The 22932-nt window shown below is 30.2% G+C and carries 13 protein-coding genes; 8 read left to right on the top strand and 5 right to left on the bottom strand.

What is annotated here, in order from left to right; translation table 11 throughout:
• Window positions 1-168: 168 nt before the first annotated feature.
• The 5 genes from rimO to F811_RS0109755 all read left to right on the top strand — a co-directional run bounded on the left by rimO (window position 169) and on the right by F811_RS0109755 (window position 6956).
• A complete protein-coding gene (gene rimO, locus F811_RS0109775; RefSeq protein WP_020005066.1) occupies window positions 169-1491 on the top strand; it encodes a 30S ribosomal protein S12 methylthiotransferase RimO in 1323 nt (440 codons plus the stop codon).
• 17 nt (window positions 1492-1508) lie between these two features.
• Window positions 1509-3323 (top strand): ATP-dependent Clp protease ATP-binding subunit ClpX, encoded by a 1815-nt coding sequence (gene clpX, locus F811_RS0109770; protein WP_020005065.1) that lies wholly within the window; start codon window positions 1509-1511, stop codon window positions 3321-3323.
• Window positions 3324-3401: 78 nt separating this feature from the next.
• Window positions 3402-3974, top strand: coding sequence for an RNA polymerase sigma factor (locus F811_RS0109765; protein ID WP_020005064.1), 573 nt, complete (start codon window positions 3402-3404; stop codon window positions 3972-3974).
• A complete protein-coding gene (locus F811_RS0109760; protein WP_020005063.1) occupies window positions 3971-4300 on the top strand; it encodes a hypothetical protein in 330 nt (109 codons plus the stop codon). The genes F811_RS0109765 and F811_RS0109760 overlap by 4 nt, the downstream gene beginning before the upstream one ends.
• A 169-nt stretch (window positions 4301-4469) precedes the next feature.
• On the top strand, window positions 4470-6956 hold the full coding sequence (locus F811_RS0109755; RefSeq protein ID WP_020005062.1) for an ATP-dependent Clp protease ATP-binding subunit: 2487 nt from the start codon (window positions 4470-4472) through the stop codon (window positions 6954-6956).
• A 62-nt stretch (window positions 6957-7018) separates the two neighbouring features.
• On the opposite strand, the gene F811_RS0109750 is transcribed toward F811_RS0109755, so the two are convergent.
• Window positions 7019-7597: a DNA/RNA non-specific endonuclease gene (locus F811_RS0109750; RefSeq protein WP_026364410.1), complete on the bottom strand. Its 579-nt coding sequence runs from the start codon at window positions 7595-7597 to the stop codon at window positions 7019-7021.
• Between the two features lie 545 nt (window positions 7598-8142).
• Window positions 8143-11085: a preprotein translocase subunit SecA gene (gene secA / locus F811_RS0109745; RefSeq protein WP_020005060.1), complete on the bottom strand. Its 2943-nt coding sequence runs from the start codon at window positions 11083-11085 to the stop codon at window positions 8143-8145.
• Window positions 11086-11399: 314 nt separating this feature from the next.
• Here secA and F811_RS0109740 point away from each other — a divergent pair, with 314 nt between their 5' ends.
• Window positions 11400-12257, top strand: a complete 858-nt coding sequence (locus F811_RS0109740) for a DMT family transporter (protein WP_020005059.1) — start codon at window positions 11400-11402, stop codon at window positions 12255-12257.
• A 78-nt stretch (window positions 12258-12335) separates the two neighbouring features.
• On the opposite strand, the gene ppdK is transcribed toward F811_RS0109740, so the two are convergent.
• On the bottom strand, window positions 12336-15323 hold the full coding sequence (gene ppdK / locus F811_RS0109735) for a pyruvate, phosphate dikinase (RefSeq protein ID WP_020005058.1): 2988 nt from the start codon (window positions 15321-15323) through the stop codon (window positions 12336-12338).
• 278 nt (window positions 15324-15601) lie between these two features.
• Here ppdK and F811_RS0109730 point away from each other — a divergent pair, with 278 nt between their 5' ends.
• Both F811_RS0109730 and F811_RS0109725 read left to right on the top strand, forming a co-directional pair.
• A complete protein-coding gene (locus F811_RS0109730; RefSeq protein ID WP_020005057.1) occupies window positions 15602-16165 on the top strand; it encodes an OmpA family protein in 564 nt (187 codons plus the stop codon).
• 52 nt (window positions 16166-16217) lie between these two features.
• Window positions 16218-17603, top strand: a complete 1386-nt coding sequence (locus F811_RS0109725) for a sodium-dependent transporter (protein WP_020005056.1) — start codon at window positions 16218-16220, stop codon at window positions 17601-17603.
• Between the two features lie 398 nt (window positions 17604-18001).
• Here F811_RS0109725 and F811_RS0109720 read toward each other — a convergent pair whose 3' ends face one another.
• Window positions 18002-18802, bottom strand: a complete 801-nt coding sequence (locus F811_RS0109720; protein WP_020005055.1) for a Cof-type HAD-IIB family hydrolase — start codon at window positions 18800-18802, stop codon at window positions 18002-18004.
• 87 nt (window positions 18803-18889) lie between these two features.
• Entirely contained in the window at window positions 18890-22648 is a 3759-nt protein-coding gene (locus F811_RS0109715) for a phosphoribosylformylglycinamidine synthase (protein ID WP_020005054.1), read from the bottom strand.
• Between the last annotated feature and the right edge of the window lie 284 nt (window positions 22649-22932).

The following is a 22932-nucleotide window of genomic DNA, read 5'->3' as shown; positions in this document are numbered from 1 at the left end:
TATAAAAATTCAGTTTTTTTGCTTCTTTGTAACAACAAAAGAAGTGGGGGTATGGGGGCTAGCCCCCATAAATTAAAAATTATTATTTTTTAGTTAATATGATAATTGACATTTTAATGATTTTGAGTATATTTTTAATATATAATCAATTAGGAAAGGATAATTAATTTGCAAAATATATATTTACACAGTTTAGGATGTGAGAAAAATACTGTTGATGGGGAGCATATATTAGCTATATTACAAAAAAACGGATTTAATGTTACCAATAATCCAGAAGAAGCTGATGTTATAGTTATAAACACTTGTGCTTTTATAGAAGACTCAAAAAGAGAATCTATTGACGCTATATTTGACCATTCTATGTACAAAAAATACGGAAAATGTAAAAGGCTTATAGTTTCTGGCTGTATGAGTGAAAGATATAAAGATAACTTTCTTGATATGTTTAAAGAGGTTGATGCAGCTATTGGCATACATGATTTGGAAAAGATATTGGAAGCTGTAAATAAAGATGGTTTTCATGATGGAGAAGATAATACAGAATATAAAGAGTATGGAGATAGAATAAATACTGGCTCTAAACATAGTGTTTATATAAGAATAAGCGATGGATGTCATGCTAATTGTAGTTTCTGTGCTATACCTAATATTAGGGGAGAGCATAGAAGCAGAAAGATTGAAGATATAGTTAAAGAGGCAGAGAATTATGCTAAAAATGGTGCTAAGGAAATTAATTTGATAGCACAGGAGACCACATATTACGGACATGATATTTATAAAAGGCTAGCTTTGCCAGACTTGCTCAAAGAACTTTCAAAAATTGAAGGTATTGAATGGATAAGAGTATTATATCAAAATCCTGTTGTATTAAATAATGATATAATAGAGGCATTTTTTACAATAGATAAAGTTGTTCCTTATTTTGATATACCTTTGCAGCATGTTGACGAAGAAATACTTAAAGATATGAACAGAGGAAAAAGAGCGTACAAATTTTACAGAAATATGATTAATAGAATAAGAAGTTATGATGAAAATGCTGTAATAAGAACTTCTTTAATAGTGGGTTTCCCCGGTGAAACTAAAGAGAGTTTTAAGAAATTAATAAAATTCGTAAGAAGTGCCAAAATAGATAGGGTAGGGGTGTTTACATATTCTGAAGAGGAGAATACAAAAGCATTGACTATAGATAAGCCTAAAATAAGCAGAAACAAAAAAATGATGCTTAGAGAGAGACTTATGAGGGCTGCTATAGAGGTTTCTGAAGAGAGGCTTGAAAGATTTATAGGAAAGACTATAGATGTATTGATAGAAGAGAAAGAAGATGATAATAAGTTCATAGGCAGAAGCAAATATGATGCCCCAGAGGTTGACGGCTGTGTTGAGGTTTTTAATGAAAATAATTATGATATAAAGATAGGTGATATAGTCAAAGTTAATATCACTCATCATACAGAATATGATTTAATAGGCGATTTGGTTAAATAGTTTTAGGAGTATTATTTATGAAGAAGAAAAATAATGAAGAAGCTAAAGAAAATCAGGAAAAATATAAAGACAGAGAAGATGCTTTCAGAGCATATTTTGAAATAATTACTAAGATAGTTTATACACTAAATTTGATATCTGACAGAAATGATATGACTAGAAGACTATCCAGCAATATTGACAGAGCTTTGGGCTATGAAGATGAAATGGTTTCCAATAATGAAAAAGCTGTCAATAATGCCAATGAAGTTGATTTGCTTGTTAATTCATTAAAGGGTGATGTAAGAAAAATATCTAGTTTTAAGAAATATAATTTTAATATAGAAAAATTTATATCTGATAGAGAACTTAATTTAGATGAGAGATTTATATTATATTCAGTTTTGGTATATACAATTTACGGGGATTCTATGTCTGCTATATCTATCAGACGTATACTAGAACTTATTACTCTAAATTCAGATATATATATAAATAAATATCATTATTTTGACCCTAAAGGTAAATTAATGTCAAGCGGTATATTTACTTTATCTCATGAACCATATCCAAGCGGGGGTATATTAGAGATATCAAATACACTTATAACATTTATTAACTCTAAAATTATTTTTGCTTTTTTGGAGAAAGAAAATTATAGTATTATAGAAGGAGTTATAAACAGCGAAGAAGTTATAAGAAAATATACATCAGAAAATAATGTATCAGGTAAGAAAAAATCATCAGATATACTTACACCAAAAGAAATAGTAGCAGAACTTGATAAAACAGTTATAGGTCAGGACGAGGCTAAAAAAGCATTGGCAGTACATGCATATTTGCATTGCCTTAGAATAAGCGGAAATAAAGAAATACCTTTTAGGTCTAATATACTTATGATAGGACCTACTGGTGTAGGAAAAACTTATTTGGTAAAGACATTAGCAGATATTTTAGGACTTCCATTTGCCCGTGCTGATGTTACTACACTTACCGAAACAGGATATGTAGGAGATGATGTAGAGGTTGTTTTATACAATCTCTATAGAAAGGCTAATGGGGATTTAGAGCATGCTCAGCATGGTATAGTATTTTTAGATGAGGTTGATAAGATAGCGAAAGCGGATGCACATCAGTCTACTACTGGCAATCCTTCAGATAAAGCTGTTCAGGAGGCTTTGCTTTCTATGATGAATGGGGAGGACATAAGGGTTCCAGAGTTCGGCGACAGACGTATGATGCATTCAAGTGACGGCATACTTATGAATACTAAAAATATATTATTTATATTTGGCGGTGCTTTTGTGGGGCTTGATGATATTATAAAAATGCGTTTGAAAGGAGAAAACAGCTTAGGTTTCGGTTCTAATGCAGTTATTAATAAACTTCAAAAGGATAGAATATTAAGTCAGGTTGATGTTAAAGATATAGAAAAATATGGTATGATACCAGAGTTTATAGGAAGAATACCTATAATCGTAACTTTAAATGAGCTTACTAAGGAAAATTTAAAAGATATCTTGACAAAAACTAAAGAATCTCCTATTATAAAATATACAGACTTTTTTAGGAGTATAGGTAAAAAACTTACTGTAACCTCAGAAGCTATCAATTTTATAGTTGATAAGGCTTCTAGTATGAATATGGGGGCAAGATCATTAAAAAGTATAGTAGAAACAGCAATGGTTAATATACTTTTTAATTTGGACGGCATAAAAGGCAGCACTCTTACTCTTACTAAATATGATATAGAGTGTGCATTTAATGAGAAAGAGGCAGTAAACTCAGGAAATGATAAAAAGAAAACAGATGGTTCTAATAAGAATTTTGTTAAAGAAAGTTATATGGCCTGATTTTACTTAAATGTTATTGTATTTGTTATAAATAATGTGTATATATTATTTTAAGAACAGATAATGGAGTTTGCAGAGATGATAGAAACTAAAGAAAAAGAATTATTAAAAGATTATGAACTTATAGAAGCACATAAAAAAGGCGACAGCGAAGCATTGGACTTATTATTAACTAGATATAAAAATTATATATTTAATTTATCATATCGTTTTATGCATAATTATGAAGATGCTATGGATTTAACACAAGATGTACTTATACGTGTTTATAAGGCTATAGACAGATATGAAGAACGTAATTATTTCAAAGGCTGGCTATACCGTATAATAAGCAATACTGCTATAAACATGTATTCTAAGGCTTATAGAAGAGAGTCGCCTTATTTAGAAAAATTAGAGGTAGTAGATGATAAGAGGTATAATACCGAAAAAGAATATGAGAGGATATACCTTCAGGAGAAAATATATAATGCCTCTACAAAATTAAAAGGAAAACAAAGAGATGTCTTTATATTGAGATATTATGAGAATTACTCATATAAAGAAATAGCTGATATTTTAAATATATCAAGCGATTCAGCTAAGAGTAATTATTCTTATGCTCTTAAAAAAATGAAATCGCTATTAGAAAAAGAAAGGACTCTTTTATGAAATTACATGAGATGATGCAATTTAAAAGCAAAATTGAAAGAAGAAAACATTATTTCGATTTGCCTAGTTTGCCTGATAGAGAATGGCAGTATATGCTTCAAAGGGCTAAGATGGAAAGTTCCAAAAAAAATGAATTTAATCCTTTTTATGCCTTTATGTGTTCTGCTAGGCTTTCTTTTGCTCTGTCTTCGGCAATAGTTTTAGCGTTAGTGTTATCATTATTATATTCTAATCCTCAAGATGAAACTAATACTAAGACAAATACTGCATCAACTGCTAGAACTAATATAAATGTTGTTAATGTAGCTAATAGCAGTTTTATTTAAAAAAATATAAATTGTTATTAATACTTTTATATCTTAGCACCATTATATATTAAATCTATGATTTTATCAGGCTTTAATTAATAATAGTATTTCTATTATAGCCGATAATAGCTACTAAACTAAAAATTATAAAAATAATTATATATAATGTTATATATAGGATTGTAATATGTTTCAATTTCATTTAACAAGTAAAGCAAAAAAGGTTATAGAACTATATGCTCAGGAAGAAGCTAAAAGATTAAATCATGATATGGTTACTCCAGAGCATATTCTTTTGGGGCTTCTTCATGAATCAGAGGCTTTAGCTACACGTGTTTTACTTAGATTGAAAATTGATTTGGATAGATTAAAACTTGAGCTTGAATCTGCTATGGTTAAATCTTCATCTACAAAAGTATTTGGTACATTGCCTACTGCTCCAAGAGTACAAAAACTTATAAGCAGGTCAGCTGAAGAGGCTAGAGCTTTAAGCCATAACTATATAGGTACAGAACATTTACTTCTTGGGCTTTTAAGAGAAGAGGGAGGTACTGCATATAATGTACTTACAAGTATGGGGCTTGAACTTACGATATTAAGACAGGAAATATTAAAAATGCTTGGTGTGGCTGGAAGTAATATATCTTCTTCAGAGCAGACTCATCAAGATGAAACTGTAAAAAAAGTAAAAACTCCTACATTAGATCAGTTTGCCCGCGATTTAACTAAACTCGCACGTGATAAGGCTTTAGATAAAGTTATAGGAAGAGAAAATGAAGTTATGAGAGTGGTGCAAATACTCTCAAGAAGAAAAAAGAATAATCCTATACTTTTAGGCGAGCCCGGTGTAGGTAAGACAGCTATAGTTGAAGGTTTGGCAGAGAAGATAGTAGCTGCTGATGTACCTGATATACTTCTTAAAAAACGTGTATTGACTCTTGATTTGTCATCTGTTGTGGCAGGTACTAAATATAGAGGTGAGTTTGAAGAGAGAATAAAAAATATAGTTTTGGAAATAAAAAAAGCTAATAATATAATAATATTTATAGATGAGCTTCATACATTAATAGGTGCTGGAGGGGCTGAGGGTGCTTTAGATGCGGCTAATATGTTAAAACCTGCTCTTTCACGCGGTGAAATTCAATGTATAGGAGCTACTACAATCAATGAATATAAAAAATATATAGAAAAAGATGGTGCTTTGGTTAGAAGATTTCAGCCTATCAATGTTGAAGAGCCTAGCATAGAGGATACTATAGAGATATTAAACGGTATAAAATCAAAATATGAAGAACATCATAAAGTAAAATATACTGATGAAGCTATTGCTGCTGCTGCTGTTTTAAGTAAAAGATATATTTCTGAAAGACATTTGCCTGATAAAGCTATAGATTTGATAGATGAAGCTGGTTCAAGAGCAAGGCTTATGAATATGACAAGACCTCAGGAGTTCAAAGATTTAGAAAAGAAAATAGAAGAACTTAACCAAGAGAAAAAGAATGTTGTTGATAATCAGAACTTTGAAGAGGCTGCCAAAATAAGAGATGAAATTACTGCTTTGCAGGAAGAGCTTGCCAAAAAAGAAGAAAAATGGCGTGAAGAAAGAGAAAAAATTGAAACTTATATAGAAGAAGATGATATAAGACATGTAATATCAGAAATAACTAATATACCTATAAAAAGACTTTTAAACTCAGAAAGTAAAAGACTTATAGGTATGGAAGACGAACTTCATCAGAAAGTTGTAGGTCAAAAAGAGGCCATAGCTTCCATATCTAAAGCTATAAGAAGAAGCAGAGCAGGGCTTAAAACTTCTAAAAGACCGCTTGGAAGTTTTATTTTCTTGGGACCTACTGGAGTTGGAAAAACTGCTTTAGCTAAAGTGCTTTCAGAGTTTATGTTCGGAGACAGCGATGCACTTATAAGAATAGATATGAGTGAGTTCATGGAAAAATTTGCTGTAAGCAGGCTTATAGGAGCTCCTCCGGGATATGTCGGTTATGAAGAAGGCGGCGGACTTACTGAGAAAGTAAGAAGAAAACCTTATTCTCTTATACTTTTTGATGAAATAGAAAAAGCTCACCCTGATGTTACTAATATACTTTTGCAGGTGCTTGAAGAGGGGCAGCTTACTGATAATTTTGGAAGAAAGGTTGATTTTTCTAATACTATAATTATAATAACAAGCAATTTAGGTGCCAGAGATATAGTTAAGGGCAGTTCTTTAGGATTTAATGCTGTTGGAAGCGAAAAAGATACTAATGATATCAAAAATTTCGCTTTAGAAGAATTAAAACAAAACTTTAATCCAGAGTTTTTAAACAGAATAGATGATATTATAGTTTTCCATACCCTCACTAAAGATGATCTTAAAGATATCATTAATATAATGCTTAAAGAATTGAACGAGGCTATTAAAGAAAGAAATATAGTAATCAATTTGACTGAAGAAGCCAAAAGCTATATTATAGATAAAGGCTTTGATAAGAAGTATGGTGCTAGAAGTTTGAGAAGAGCTATACAAAAAGAGATAGAAGATTATGTGAGTACGGAAATATTGTTTGGTAATATAGAAGAGGGTGATATTATTAATGTTGATGCTAATGATGGCTCTTTGATATTTTCTTATACTAAGTCAGTTAAGACTGAAGATAAGGAATTATCCAAAAGTTAGTTAACATACTCCTATAAATATTTAAGACGCTTCAAAATTGTCTCATAATTTTGGGGCGTTTTTTAATTGTTTGTTTCTGCTATGTTTGTAAATATTTTTATTACTTTATAATTGGTATAATCTTTATCTACTGTATAATTAATCTTTATTATATTTGGACGCATATTGGTATATATGTACTCTATATTGATTATTATATCTTTTATTTCATTGCCTTCATTTAGATTATCTCTCCATTCCATTTCTGTTTTTCTCATTTCGCCTATATTTAGTCTTTTATTTATAGGTATTAAATTATCAATATTAGGAGAGCCTCCGAATTGTCTGCCTATGATATGTCCTCCCTGATCACAGCCTTTTATACCATAAAGATTTACTATTTTTCTTTGGGCATAATTATTTCTTTTGGCATTAGAGAGTATTAAAGTATTTTTTCTTGTAACTTTATATATTCTTGAAAGTGTATCAGTATTATATTCTGTACCGTCTATATTGTATTTTATATTTGGTTTTAAATATTCTATTTTGTCTATTTTTACAAAATGAGATTTATCATCATAATCTCTTATATTGTATACTTGATTTGTTTTGCATGAAAGCAAAAAAAACATAAATATTAAATAAAAAATATATTGTTTCATAACTATATAATTTATTATCGATTAGTTTAATTAAGATATTATAAATAATATTTGTCTGTATACAACATTTTAAAAGATGACTTTTATATTTTTCTAAGTATGAATTCATCTTATATTTGGTATTGTTTTATATTACTTCTGACTTATTTATGGATAAATATTTCATAAAATAACAATTTATTTATATTACCGCACTTTATCTTTATAATGTTATTTTTTTACTCTAATATAATTATTTTTACTGCCTAATTATAAATTATAATATTGTTTAACATGCATTGTCTTCGGTTTTAAGTTTAAATAAAGCTAGGGTGGAAGTAAAAGTTAAAAAATAAATGTAATATCATAATAACAAGTAAAAATTGATATATGTTTTTGGAGATAAGAATAAAATTTTCATTATACTGAATAAAGTTTGGATATATTATTTTAATTTATTATTAATTATGAATGAGTTTGATTATAATTCTTATACAAAATAAAAAAGGCATATATAATTTATATATACGCCTTTTAAAAATTATTTTTATTATGCTTCTATTATTTTATTGCTGATTATCTTTACCATGACAATGTTTATATTTTTTTCCGCTTCCGCAAGGACAAGGATCATTTCTTCCTATTTTCTGAGTCATTTTTACATTAGCCTGAGCAGTTTTTACTTTGCTTTGAATATTTTGAGTATTGTTTCCATTCATAGCACTAGCACTGCTTTTCTCCTCGACTCCTCCGTCAAAGGCACTTTCTCTTTCCATGGCATCAAATGAATTAGGTATAATACGAACTCTCATAATTAAATTTACAAGCTCATTATGTATTACATTCATAGTGGCAACAAACATTTTATAGCCTTCAAGTTTATATTCAGTAAGAGGGTTTTTTTCAGCATATCCTCTTAAACCTATACCTTCTCTTAAACTGTCCATAGCAAATAGATGATCTTTCCATCTGTTATCTATTATTGATAGGAATATATTTTTTTCTACTTCTCTGAATATTTTTTCATTTACTTCCAAAGATTTTTTTCTGTACGCTTCTAAAAGTAAATTAGTAAGATTTTTCACAGCATTATCAACACCGCCTTCTACAGCCTTATTTGCTGCATCTTCATCTATAGCTATTAAATAACTATTAAGCCATTTTGTTACTTCCAAAGGATCAACATGTTTTTTATTGTCGCTTATATCTTTAACAGTATCTTCTGTTACTTCAGCTATAATTTCTTCTACCCTAGGAGATATATCATCAGAATAAAGTATATAATCTCTCTCTCCATAAACTGCCATACGCTGCTGATTCATAACATCATCATACTCAAGCAAATGTTTCCTTATATCAAAGTTTCTGCCTTCTACTTTTCTTTGAGCATTTTCTATAGATTTGTTAAGCCATTTATGACCAAGCTCTTCTTCTTCGCCCATTCCCATAGCAAGCATCATTTTTGATACTCTCTCACCGCCGAATAAACGCATTAAATCATCTTCAAGCGATAAGAAAAATACGCTAAGTCCGGGATCTCCCTGTCTTCCGCTTCTTCCTCTAAGCTGATTATCAATACGTCTTGCCTCATGTCTCTCACTTCCTATAACATGCAAACCGCCAGCAGCTAGAACTTTTTCTTTGTCTATTTTGGATTTTTCATTTATCTGAATAATTCTGTCAATTTTTTCTATCATTTCAGAAGCATTATTTTTTTCTGCCAATTCTTTAGCTTCATCTATTTTTCCAGCAATAACGCTTCTTACAAATGCTTCTTTGTAAAGGTCTATAGCTTTAACTTTTTTTGTCAATTCTTCTTTTTTATAAGGATCTCTTTCTTTGAATGCTTTGTCTTTCATAAGTACAAGCACTTGTTCTATCTCAGCTACCCCTTTTGCAACTGGGTTACCTCCAAGTACAATATCCGTACCACGTCCTGCCATGTTTGTAGCAAGAGTAACAGCCCCTGGTTCTCCAGCCTGTGCTATTATTTGAGCTTCTCTTGAGTGGTTTTTAGCATTTAATACTTCATGATTAATTTTATGCCTTTTGAACACTTTAGAAAGCTCTTCGTTCATCTCTACCGATACTGTACCAACAAGTGCAGGTTTTCCAGCATCTTGAAGTTCTTTTATATATTTTGCTAATGCTTCAAATTTTGCCTTTTTAGTCCTGTATATTCTGTCTGATAAGTCCTGTCTTGCTATAGGTTTATTAGTAGGAATAACTGCAACATCCAATTTATAAATTTTATAAAACTCTTCTGCTTCTGTTTCTGCAGTACCTGTCATACCAGAAAGTTTAGGATACATTCTGAAATAGTTCTGGAATGTTATTGTAGCATAAGTTTGCGATTCATTTTGTATAGCAACTTTTTCTTTAGCTTCTATTGCTTGGTGAAGTCCGTCACTGTATCTTCTTCCTTCAAGTACACGTCCTGTAAACTCATCTACAATCAAAACTTCTCCGTCTGTAACCATATAGTCAACATCTTTTTTGAATACTTTATGAGCCTTTAAAGCCTGATTAACATGGTGAACTATTGTACTGCTTTGAGCACCGTATAAATTTTCTACATTAAGAAGTTTTTCTACTTTATGTACACCTTCTTCTGTAAGGTATACATTTTTATCTTTTTCATCAAGTACATAATCACCAGTGCCTGCCACCTCACGCATTCTCTCATCTACTTCTGCCTGTTTAAGCATAGGTATTATTCTGTCAATTTCATAATACATTTTTATGTTTTTTTCAGCTGGTCCTGATATTATAAGAGGAGTTCTAGCTTCATCTATCAAAATACTGTCTACCTCATCCACTATGGCAAAATAGAATTTTCTCTGAACTTTATCCTCTTTTCTTGTAACCATATTATCTCTTAAATAATCGAATCCAAACTCATTATTAGTACCATAAACAACATCGCAGTTATAAACAGCACGTCTTTCTGGGGAATGAGGTCTAGTATTATCAAGTATACCCACACTTATTCCAAGCATAGAGTATATAGGAGTCATCCATTCAGCATCACGCTTAGCAAGATAATCATTTACTGTAACTACATGCACTCCAAGTCCTGTTAAAGCATTAAGGTATACTGCAAGAGTAGCAACAAGTGTTTTACCTTCACCTGTTTTCATCTCAGCTATTCTTCCCTGATGAAGTACAGTTCCTCCCATCACCTGAACATCAAAGTGTCTCATACCTGTAGTTCTTATACTGGCTTCACGTACTACAGCAAATGCCTCTGGAAGTATACTGTCTAATATATCCTGAAGTTTTTTCTTATTTTCTTCTTTACTTAAATCCAATTCTTCTGTTTTACAGCCTATATGTTTTTCTACTCTTTCTCTGAACTCTTTAGTTTTATTTGTAAGTTCTTCATTGCTTAATTTTTTTATCTCTTCTTCAAATGATAATGTCTTTTCTGCTATAGGTTTTAATACTTTAGCGTCATTTTGTTCTTTAGAGCCGAATATCAATTTGAATACTAAATCCATTGCTCCCATCAGATATAAATCTCCTTAAAGGTAAAATTGTCTAAACTAATAACATTTTTTATTAAAACTCAATAATAACATAAAATGTAAATATAATAAAGTAGAAAAAATTGATTTTTAAAAGTAAATAATTAATAAGTAAAATACATAATTTTATATTTTCTATTGATTTATTAAAAATATTATATATTATTAATAATCATAATTAGTTTTAGGGTTAATATATGCATTAATAATTTCTTTTATTTCATAAATTTTAAATCATATTCAAATATTTTATTCTAAATTTTTTTAATTTAAATTTTTAATTATAGAGGATTTCAATGTTAAATGTTTTATTAGTTATAATAGGCTCTATTGCCTATGGATTTTTACCAATTTTCGTTAAAAATATTATAGCATATAATTATTCATCACTTTCTATAGTTTTTTATAGATATTTTTTTACTGCTATTTTTTTATTTATAATTATACTTATTACAAGAAAAAGTTTTAAGATAACAAAAAGACAATTTATAGAATTATTAATATTTAGTATTACGGGTCTTGGACTTACTTTTTTCTTTTTGTCTCAGTCATTGCTCTATATATCAGCAGGATTAAGCAATATGATACATTTTGGATATCCTGTGATAGTTTTGCTTATAATGATATTTTTGTTTAAAGAGAAGATAAATATATTAAAAATACTTTCAATGCTGTTTGCCGTTTCTGGAATAGTTCTCCTCACAAAAGTTGTAAAAGTAGAATCATTTTTGGGAGTAATATACGCACTAGTTACAACAGTTACATACGGAAGCTATATAGTGGCAAATAAAAAATGCAGTTTTTCTAGTATTGATACTATTGTCTCTCTTTTTTATATGTCTTTGATTGTTTCTGCAGCTTTTTTTACAGCTGGAATATTTACAAATTCTTTGCAGATTTTAAACAATATTAATGTTTTTTATAATTTTATTGCTGTATCGCTTTTATGCACTATATTTTCTTTAGGGCTTTTACTTTACGGGGTTAAAAAATTAGGCTCTTCTCTAGCATCAATACTTAATATGTTTGAACCTACTACTACAGTTGTGGCTTCGATTTTTATATATAATGAAGATTTAACTTTTAATATAGTTATAGGCTCTGTTTTGATAATACTTTCAACTATTAGTATGGTTATTGGAAGTAAGAGATGATTAGTCAATTTTATTAAAAAATCAGGGCTTACAGATTACTGTAAGCCCCTCTTTATTATTTATATAAATATTTTATTATTATTTCTTTTTCTTACTTGAAGATTTAGAAGGTGTTTTTTTAGCAACAGCAGCTTTTTTAGAAGCTGATTTTTTTACTTCTACTTTTGCAGCTGTTTTTTTAGCACTGGCTGATGCTTTAGCAGCAGCTTTTTTAGCAGGAGCTTTCTTAGCAGTAGCTTTTTTAGCTGGTTTAGATTTTATAGCTCCTTGAGCAGCAGCAAGTCTTGCTATAGGTACTCTGTAAGGAGAACAGCTTACATAATCTAGTCCTATATCATTACAGAACATAACAGTAGCAGGATCTCCTCCATGCTCACCACATATACCAACAACAAGTTTTTTATTAGCAGCTCTTCCTTTAGTAACACCTATTCTTAAAAGCTCTCCGATACCTTCTTGGTCTAATGATTGGAAAGGATCTCTTTCGTATATTTCTTTATTAACATAATCTTTTAAGAATTTACCTGCATCATCTCTTGAGAAACCGCCGCCCATTTGAGTTAAGTCATTAGTACCGAATGAGAAGAACTCAGCTTCAGTGGCAATTTTGTCAGCAACTAAAGCAGCTCTAGGAACTTCTATCATAGTACCTACTTTATATGTAACTTTAGAACCTTCTTTTTCAAATACTTCATCAGCTATTTTGATAATTCTGTCTTTTATCATTTTTAGCTCTTTCAAAGTACCAACAAGCGGAATCATTATTTCAGGGTGAACATCAACACCATTTTTCTTAACTTTAACAGCAGCTTCAATAATAGCTCTAGCCTGCATATCATAGATTTCTGGATAAGTGATACCAAGACGGCAACCTCTGTGTCCAAGCATAGGGTTAAATTCATGTAAAGAATCTCTTATAGCTTTAAGTTTTTCAAAAGGAACATTCATTTCACTAGAAAGCTCTTGTAATTGAGAATCTTCATGAGGAATGAATTCATGCAAAGGCGGATCTAAAAGTCTTATAGTTACTGGATATCCGCTCATAGCAGTAAATATACCTATAAAGTCCTCTCTTTGCATAGGAAGAATATTTGCTAAAGCATCATCATAAAGTTTTCTAGGTTCTTTATATAGAGGTTCAAGCTCTTCTATAGCTTTTTTGTCGCCTATTTTTTCAGCAGCTTCCAATTTTTCTTTTAATTGTTTTACTTCTTCAGCAACAAGTATAAGCTGTCTTACGCTTTTAATTCTGTCAGCATTGAAGAACATATGTTCAGTACGGCATAAACCTATACCTTCAGCACCGAAACTTCTAGCAATTTGTGCATCATGAGGAGTATCAGCATTAGTATGTACTTCTAGTTTTCTAGCAGCATCAGCCCATTCCATAAGTTTTTTGAAGTCTTCAGACATTTCAGCTTCTTTAGTAGCAACTTTTCCTAGCATAACTTCGCCAGTAGAACCGTCTATAGATATATAGTCGCCTTCTTTTACAGTTTCATCGCCTACTTTCATAGATTTTGATTCATAATCAATTTCTAAAGCACTGCAGCCTGCAACACAGCATTTACCCATACCGCGTGCAACAACAGCAGCATGTGAAGTAGAACCGCCTCTTGCTGTTAATATACCTTCAGCAGCATTCATTCCCTTAATGTCTTCAGGGCTAGTTTCTATACGTACAAGTATAGTTTGCTCTCCAGCCTCTTTCATTTCTTCAGCTCTGTCAGCAGCAAATACTACTTTACCAACAGCAGCACCAGGTGAAGCATTTAATCCTTTAGCTATAACTTTAGCTGATTTTTTAGCAGCAGGGTCAAACATAGGGTGAAGCAATTGATCCAAATCTGAAGGATTAACTCTCATTATAGCTTCTTCTTTAGATATTATCTTAGCTTCAGCAAGTTCAACGGCAATTCTTACAGCAGCAGCAGCAGTTCTTTTACCATTACGTGTTTGAAGCATATAAAGCTTGCCTTCCTGAATAGTAAATTCCATATCCTGCATATCGCTGTAGTATTTTTCTAATTGATTTTTATAGCTTACTAATTGTTTATATACATTAGGCATAACTTCTTCAAGAGAAGGATATTTATTTTTTCTGTCTTCTTCGCTTATGCCATTATTTTTAGCCCATTCCAAGCTGCCTTCTAATGTAATTTCCTGAGGAGTTCTGATACCTGCAACAACGTCTTCACCTTGTGCATTGATTAAAAACTCTCCATAGAATTTGTTTTCACCAGTAGCAGGGTTACGTGAGAAACATACTCCAGTAGCAGAAGTGTCTCCCATATTTCCGAATACCATAGCCTGAACGTTAACAGCAGTACCTAAAAGACCTCTTATGTCATTTAATTTTCTGTATGCTTCAGCTCTAGGGTTATTCCAACTTCTAAATACAGCATTAATAGCATGCCATAACTGTACTTTAGGATCAGTTGGGAACTCTTCGCCTTTTTCTTCTTTATACATAGCTTTGTATTTTTCAACAACCACTTTTAAATCTTCAACATCTAAGTCAGTGTCTTTTACATCTTTTTCAGCTTTTCCTACTTTAGATGCTATAGATTTTTTTGCTTCGTCCAAAATTTCCTCAAATTTATCATGGTCAACGCCCATAGCAACATCGCCGAACATCTGTATAAATCTTCTGTAAGCGTCCCAAGCAAATCTAGGATTATTAGTTTTTTCTACAAGACCCTCTACTACTTTTTCATTAATACCTAGATTAAGTATAGTATCCATCATACCAGGCATAGATATAGCAGCACCTGAACGAACTGAAACCAAAAGCGGTTGTTTTGGATTTCCAAACTGCATATTCATAGCTTTTTCTAGTTTTTTAATATTTTCATCAACTAGTTTTTCTAAGCCTTTAGGATATGACTTATTTTTTGAATAATAATCACATACTTCTGTAGTGATAGTAAAGCCAGCTGGTACTGGTACTTTACTTTCTGTCATCTGTGCAAGTCCTAAACCTTTTCCGCCTAGGAGTGCTTTAGTTTCTTTAGCGCCTTCAGATTTACCATTGCCAAAGAAGTAAACCAACTTTTTTGATGCCATAATAAACTCTCCTCTAAAATAAAATATTTATATAAATTTAAACTTACTACTATATATTAAGTATATTAGTATTTTTCTTATTGTCAATTTCATTGTGAATATTTATGTAAATTTTTTTTGTTATTTAAATTTTTAACTATCTATAACGCTGCAAAAGATGATTGTTATATTAAATATAGACAAATTAAAATTTCTATATGTATTAGTCGAACATTAAAAAGATATTTAAATTTTTTTTATCTATTGTATAATTAACAGAAAAAGAGGAAACAGTATAAATGTTAAAAAAAATAAATATAATAATTATAGTATTTTTAATAGCTGTTAATGCTTACGGAGCTATAGTTATTTCAACATACAGAAAGCCTAAAGAAATAAAATATAAATATAAACTTACTGAAAGAGGTAAGGTATTAATAGTTCCTAAAAATATATTATTTGATTTTAACAGCAGCAGTCTTGATTTAAAAAAATATTTAAAAACCTTGAAATATGTAGGCGATGTAACTACTAGCACAAATATTATGGATATTATTATTGAAGGGCATTCCAGCATCGATGAAATAAAAAGAATTACAAATGGTTATGATAAAAAAGATATTCTATTTCTCTACAATAGAAGAAATATTGATGAATTATCATATCAGCGTTCATATAATGTGTTTTTGTCCATAACTAATGGAGATACAAGCAAATTGACAAATTACGGGCTTCAGGATTTACTGAATGAATATAAAGATGTCAAAAAAAATAGAAGAGTTGAGTTTATTTTAATAGAAAATACTAATGATATGAATATATATACTAACTATATAAATAAATTAATAATGTCAAATCTTTAATTTTATTATATAATTAATTAATATAAAAATAACAATTTTTAGGTATACACTTATGCATAATGACAGAGAAAAACTTTCAAGCAGATTAGGGTTTTTATTAGTTTCAGCAGGCTGTGCAATAGGGCTTGGCAATGTGTGGAGATTTCCTTATATTACAGGCAAGTACGGCGGAGCTTTATTTGTTGTACTTTATCTCATATCCCTTGTTATATTGGGGCTTCCTATACTTGTTATGGAGTTTTCTGTGGGAAGAGCGGGTAAGAGAGATTTGGCTGGTTCTTACAGAGCTTTACAGAAAAAAGGATATAAATGGCACATTGTGGGATATATACAGTTATTCGGCTGTGTGCTTCTTATGATGTTTTATACTACTATAGCAGGCTGGTGTTTATCATACTGTTATTTTATGGCGGCTGGAAAACTTCAGGGACTTAATCCTCAGCAGGTTGGGGAGTTTTTTAATACAGTGCTTGCTTCTCCTTCTACATTAATACTATGGATGACTGTATCTATAGTAATAGCAACTATTGTTTGTATGATGGGTCTTGAAAACGGAGTGGAAAAAGTTACAAAGGTAATGATGACATTGCTTTTACTTGTTCTTTTTGTGCTTATAATAAGGGCTATTACTTTACCTAATGCTAAAGAGGGATTAAAATTCTATCTCTTACCAGATTTTAGTAAGATGTTCAGCGGAGGACTAAAAGGATTTTTCTCTGTAGCTTATGCTGCAATAGGGCAGTCATTTTTTACTTTAAGTTTGGGTATTGGTGCTATGACTATATTTGGAAGCTATATAGAAAAAGACTATTCTCTTACAGGAGAATCTATTATGGTTGTAGGGCTTGATACTTTAATAGCATTTCTTTCTGGACTTGTAATATTTCCTACTACATTTGCTTTCGGTATTAATCCGGGGGAAGGTGCTGGTTTGGCATTTGTTACTTTGCCTAATATATTTAATTCTATGGTTTTAGGAAGACTTTGGGGAGCTTTATTTTTCTTATTTTTGTCTATGGCGGCTTTAACAACAATCATAGCTGTATTTGAAAATATAATAGCTTTTACTATGTCTGAAACTAAAATGCCTCGTAAAAAAACTACTATAATTGTAGCTGTAACTATATTTATATTAAGTCTTCCTACTGCTTTGGGATTTAATGTGCTTTCATTTATAAAACCTCTTGGAGAGGGAAGCACTATAGCTGATGGGCTTGATTTTTTGGTGAGCAATAATTTCCTTCCTTTAGGCGGTATAATAATACTTATATTCTGTACTAGAAATTTTGGCTGGGGATGGGATAATTTTATAAAAGAGGCCGATACTGGAAAAGGTATTAAATTTCCTAAATGGGCTAGATTTTATGTGTCTTATATACTTCCTTTTATAGTGCTTGCTATATTTGTAATAGATTATGTAAATAGGTTTTTTATTTAATTAAGTCAGTTTAATTTTGAATATAAATAAAATTACTAATAGTATATAAACTTAAAATTTTTGGAATAATTTTTAATATTACTTTATTTCTTATAAGATTAAATTATATATACCTGTTGTAATTTGTATTTACAGTTAATATAAAAATTGTTTTTATACTTTTTGCTTATTTTATGCCTATGGCATTGAATAGCGGCAGCAAAAGAAACTAGTATTTATATGCGTGGAAGATTGTTAAAATTAAATTAATATTTATAATTATTTACTTGTATAAATTTAAATAGCTCTAATTATAATTTATTAGTTTTAAATTTTATTATTTGTATTGCTAACCCTAAAATAATTAATGAATTGTTTATGGAATATAATTGTCATTCATAATTTAAGTTTTACTTACATCAATAAAATAAATCACTTAAAAACTTACCAACTCCATCTTCTTCATTAGAAAGCGTAATATAATCAGCCTTTTGTTTTACTTTTTCTTCAGCATTTCTCATAGCAACGCCAATACCAGCATACTCTATCATCTCTATATCATTAAAATTATCTCCAAAAGCTATAGTATCCTTTATATCTATTTTTTTTATTTCGCATATTTCTTTCAATCCATTTCCTTTATTTGCTTCTTTATTTATAGCTTCTAAAAATAAATCCCCTGAAAAACAAGTGTGAACACAATTTAATGAGTCAATTTCTTTTTTTAATTTTTCTAAAATATCTCTTTGACCTAATATAAGTATTTTATCAAAATTATAGTCATCAGTATTTTCAAGTCCTACAACTACATTGACAGTTTTTTCTCTTTGAACATATGATTTTATAGGGAAATCTTCTTTTGATATTATATATTTGCCGTTATTATAAACATGCATACATACATCATATTTTTTTGACAATTCTATTATTTGTTTAGAATAATCTTCTTCAATAGTCTTTTGAAATATTATTTTCCCGTTATTATCAGCAATAGAAGCTCCGTTAAAAATAATGGATAAATTATTATTTTCTAAAAGTTTATTATAATTTTTTATTCCTTCATAAGGCCTTCCGCTTGATAATATAAAGTTTATATTATATTCATTAATAAGTTTCTTAATTATTTTTTGATTATACTCTGAAATTTCTTTGTTGCTGTTAAGTAAAGTTCCGTCTAAGTCAGCAGCTATTAATTTAATTTTTCCTTTTGAGATATTCATAAATATATCCTTAAAAAATATAAACAAGCATAGTTAAAATATTTACATATGCTTGTCTATAATATTATTTATTTTATTAAAAAATTTTTATTTAAAATAGTTCACACCATTTTCAAAAATATTGTAAATATCTTTTGTAATGATGTTTTTGTATAGATTATTTGAGTATCTTTCGCTATGTCCCATTTTACCGAACACTTTTCCATCTTCTGAAATTATACCTTCTATAGCATAGGCTGAGCCATTAGGATTAAATCTAAACTCATTAGTAGGCTCTGATTTGAAGTTAACATACTGAGTAGCAACTTGTCCTTTTTTGATGAGCGCCTTTATAATATTTTCATCAGCAAAGAATCTGCCCTCACCATGAGAAACAGGAACAACTAATTCGCTTCCAACAGGTATATTGTAAAGCCAAGGAGAATTGTTTGACACTACCTTTGTTGTTACCATTTGAGAAATATGCCTTCCTATTTTATTGAATGTAAGAGTAGGGGAGTTTTCTGTAATGTTTCCTATTTTTCCATAAGGAAGAAGTCCAGATTTTATTAATGCCTGAAAACCATTACATATACCTAAAACAAGTCCGTCTCTTTCTAATAATTTATGTATAGAAGTTTTTATTTTTTCATTTGTAAGTATTGCAGAAATAAACTTTCCAGAACCGTCTGGCTCATCTGCAGCACTAAATCCGCCCGGTATCATAAATATTTGTGAATTATCTATTTTTTTAGACATCTCTTCTATTGATTCTTTTATGTACTCTGGTTTTATATTTCTAAATACAAAGATGTCAGTGTTTGCCCCTGCATCAGAAAATGCTTTTTGAGTATCATATTCGCAGTTTGTACCCAAAAATGAAGCTATTAAAACATTAGGTTTAGCTTTTTTATTTTTGCATATAAAAGGAGTTTTTCTCTCATAAATAGCTAGCGTGTAAGTTTCTATATCTTCATTAGTTTTGTATGGAAATACAGATGATAATTTTTCAAGCCATGATTTTTCTATTTCTTCTAAGTCTACAATTTCACCGCATACTTTTATTTTGTATTCATTGATAGTTTTTCCTATTAGAATGGCATTTTTATAATTAATCTCTTCTTTTGTTTCTACTATAAATGAAGCAGGCATGATGTTAAAGAAGTAAAGCTCATCTTTTATATCAACACCTATTCTATTACCGAAAGACATTTTTGTTAAAGCCTCAGCAATACCTCCAAATTTAATAGTGTATGCGGATAATATTTTTTTGTCTTTTATATTTTGATGTAAGAAGTCAAAGTTTTCTTTTATCTCTTCTATATTAGGCATATAATTTTCTTTCATATTATGCTTTATTAAGTAAACATAATTATTAGAGGATTTGAACTCTGGAGATATAACATCATTGCTGTTAATAGCTGCTACTGCAAATGATATTAAAGTGGAAGGCACAGATATATTATTAAAAGTTCCGCTCATAGAATCCTTTCCGCCTATAGCTGGTATGTCAAACTCTGTCTGAGCATATATTGTACCAAGTAATGCAGAATAAACTTTTCCCCATTTTTTAGCGTCATTGCCTAGTTTTTCAAAATATTCTTGGAATGATAATCTTATATTTTTATAATCTGCTCCAACAGAAACAAGTTTTGACATAGATTCTATTACAGAGTATATTCCGCCATGAAACTCTGACCATTTCATAATAGAAGGATTGTACCCCCAAGTAATAGCGGAAGCCGTATTTATTTCTTTTGCATTGTTGTCAAATATTGGTATTTTTTGAATGCTTACATCGCTTGGAGTCATTTGGTATTTTCCGCCGAAAGGCATTAACACTGTAGAAGCTCCTATTGATGAGTCAAACATTTCAATTAACCCTTTTTGAGAAGCAACATTTAAATCTTCCACCATATTAAACCAATGCGATTTTAAAGAGCATGCATTTTTTGTGCTGAAAGGATTATTTTCAAAATCAATATTTTTTAATACTGCATTAGTTTCCTGTTTAGCTCCGTTGGTATCTAAAAACTTACGGCTTATATCTACAATTTTTTTGCCTTTCAAGTACATTACAAGTCTGTTAGTGTCAGTTATTACAGCCACCTTTGTAGCTTCAATATTTTCATCATTGGCTAATTTTATAAACTTATCAGCATCTTTACTTTCAACTACAACAGCCATTCTCTCCTGAGATTCTGATATTGCTAGTTCAGTGCCATTTAATCCTAAATATTTTACAGGAAGCACATCGAGGTTAATATCTATTCCGTCAGATAATTCTCCAATAGCAACTGAAACTCCGCCAGCACCGAAATCATTACATTTTTTTATTAATTTTGTAACTTCTTTATTTCTAAACAATCTCTGTATTTTTCTCTCTTCTGGGGCATTACCTTTCTGCACTTCAGCACCGCAAAGTCTTAAAGATGTGTCAGTATGGCTTTTTGATGAACCTGTAGCTCCGCCGCATCCGTCTCTTCCTGTTCTTCCGCCAAGCACTATAACAATATCGCCTGCTTTTGGTTTCTCTCTTCTTACATAGCTTACTGGAACAGCCCCTACAACTGCACCTACTTCAAGTCTTTTTGCTTTATATCCTTCATCGTATATTTCATTAACTAAACAAGTTGTAAGTCCTATTTGGTTTCCGTAAGAAGAATATCCAGCTGCTGCAGTAGTAGTAATTTTCTTTTGAGGAAGTTTTCCAGCCAAAGTATCTTCTAATTTTTCTAAAGGGTTAGCACTTCCTGTAACTCTTATAGCCTGATATACATAGCTTCTTCCAGAGAGAGGATCTCTTATAGCACCTCCCAAACAAGTAGAAGCTCCTCCAAAAGGTTCAATTTCAGTTGGGTGATTATGAGTTTCATTTTTGAACATTAATAAATATTTTTCTGTTTTATTTTTTCCGTTTTCATCTACAGCATCAACATCTATATAGATAGAACATGCATTTATCTCATCTGAAATCTCTAAATCTTCAAGTTTGCCTTTTTTCTTTATATATTTTGCTGATACTGTAGCCATATCCATTAAGTTAATATCTCTTTTACTGTCAACATCTTCTCCGTAAAGCTCTTTTCTCATATCATAGTATCTGTTAATGGCATTAAGTACAATTTCTGCAAAATTACTTTTATTTTCTTTTAGTGATTCTTCTAATTGCACATCATTAATTTTTGTCATAAATGTTGTGTGTCTGCAGTGATCTGACCAATATGTATCAAGAACTTTTATTTCTGTTTCTGTCGGGTTTCTTTTCTCTTCGTTTTTAAAATAATTCTGTACGAACTCTATATCTTTATATGTCATAGCCAAATCAAGATTATTTCTATACTCTGATAATTCATTACTGTTAAAATTAATAAAGTTTTCTACTTCTTTTATATCATCAGCTTTTTGAGATTCTTCTATTTCTAATTTGCTTAAATCTTTTTCTCTGCTTTCTACAGGGTTAATATAGAATTTTTTTATTTTTTCTATAGTGCTTTCATCAATATTGCCTTCAAAAACTATTACTTTACCGCTTACTATAGAAACATTTTCGATATTGTTATATATTAGTTTAAGGCATTGAACTGCTGAATCTGCCCTTTGGTCAAACTGCCCTGGTAAATATTCCACTGCAAAATGTTTTAAGTTTTCAAAATCTTTCTTTTCAACTATTTTATCAGTAGGAGGCTCTGAAAATATTACCTTAATGGAGTTTTGTAACTGACTTTCCTCTATATTAAATATATCATAAACATTGAGAAGTCTTACACTAGATTTTATTTTAAAATTTTCTTTTAATTGATTTTCTAATCTTTTAGCTTCCAAATTAAAGCCGTCTTTTTTTTCTATAAAGATACGATAATTCATTGATACTATTTCCTAATTAATTTTTTTAATATAATGATTATATATGCAATAGTTATTATATCAATAGTTTTGAAAAGTGATTTTTATTATAATAGACTTGTTTCAAAACTCAATTTTTTAATATTTATAGTTTTTTAATTTAATATTTTTTTGATTATAGTTTGGGCTTTGCCCCCAGCTCTGCGTGCTTCGCAAAATCCCACTTCTTTTGGACGCTGTCCGCCCGTGGCGTGGCACAAAGAAGCAAAAAGACTGCATATTTATATACTAAAACGATAGGATTA

The sequence above is a fragment of the Brachyspira innocens ATCC 29796 genome, assembly GCF_000384655.1.
In the GTDB taxonomy this organism is placed as follows: Bacteria; Spirochaetota; Brachyspiria; order Brachyspirales; family Brachyspiraceae; genus Brachyspira; species Brachyspira innocens.
The sequence above is the reverse complement of the archived record's forward strand: the minus strand, read 5'-3'. Positions and strand labels throughout refer to the sequence as shown.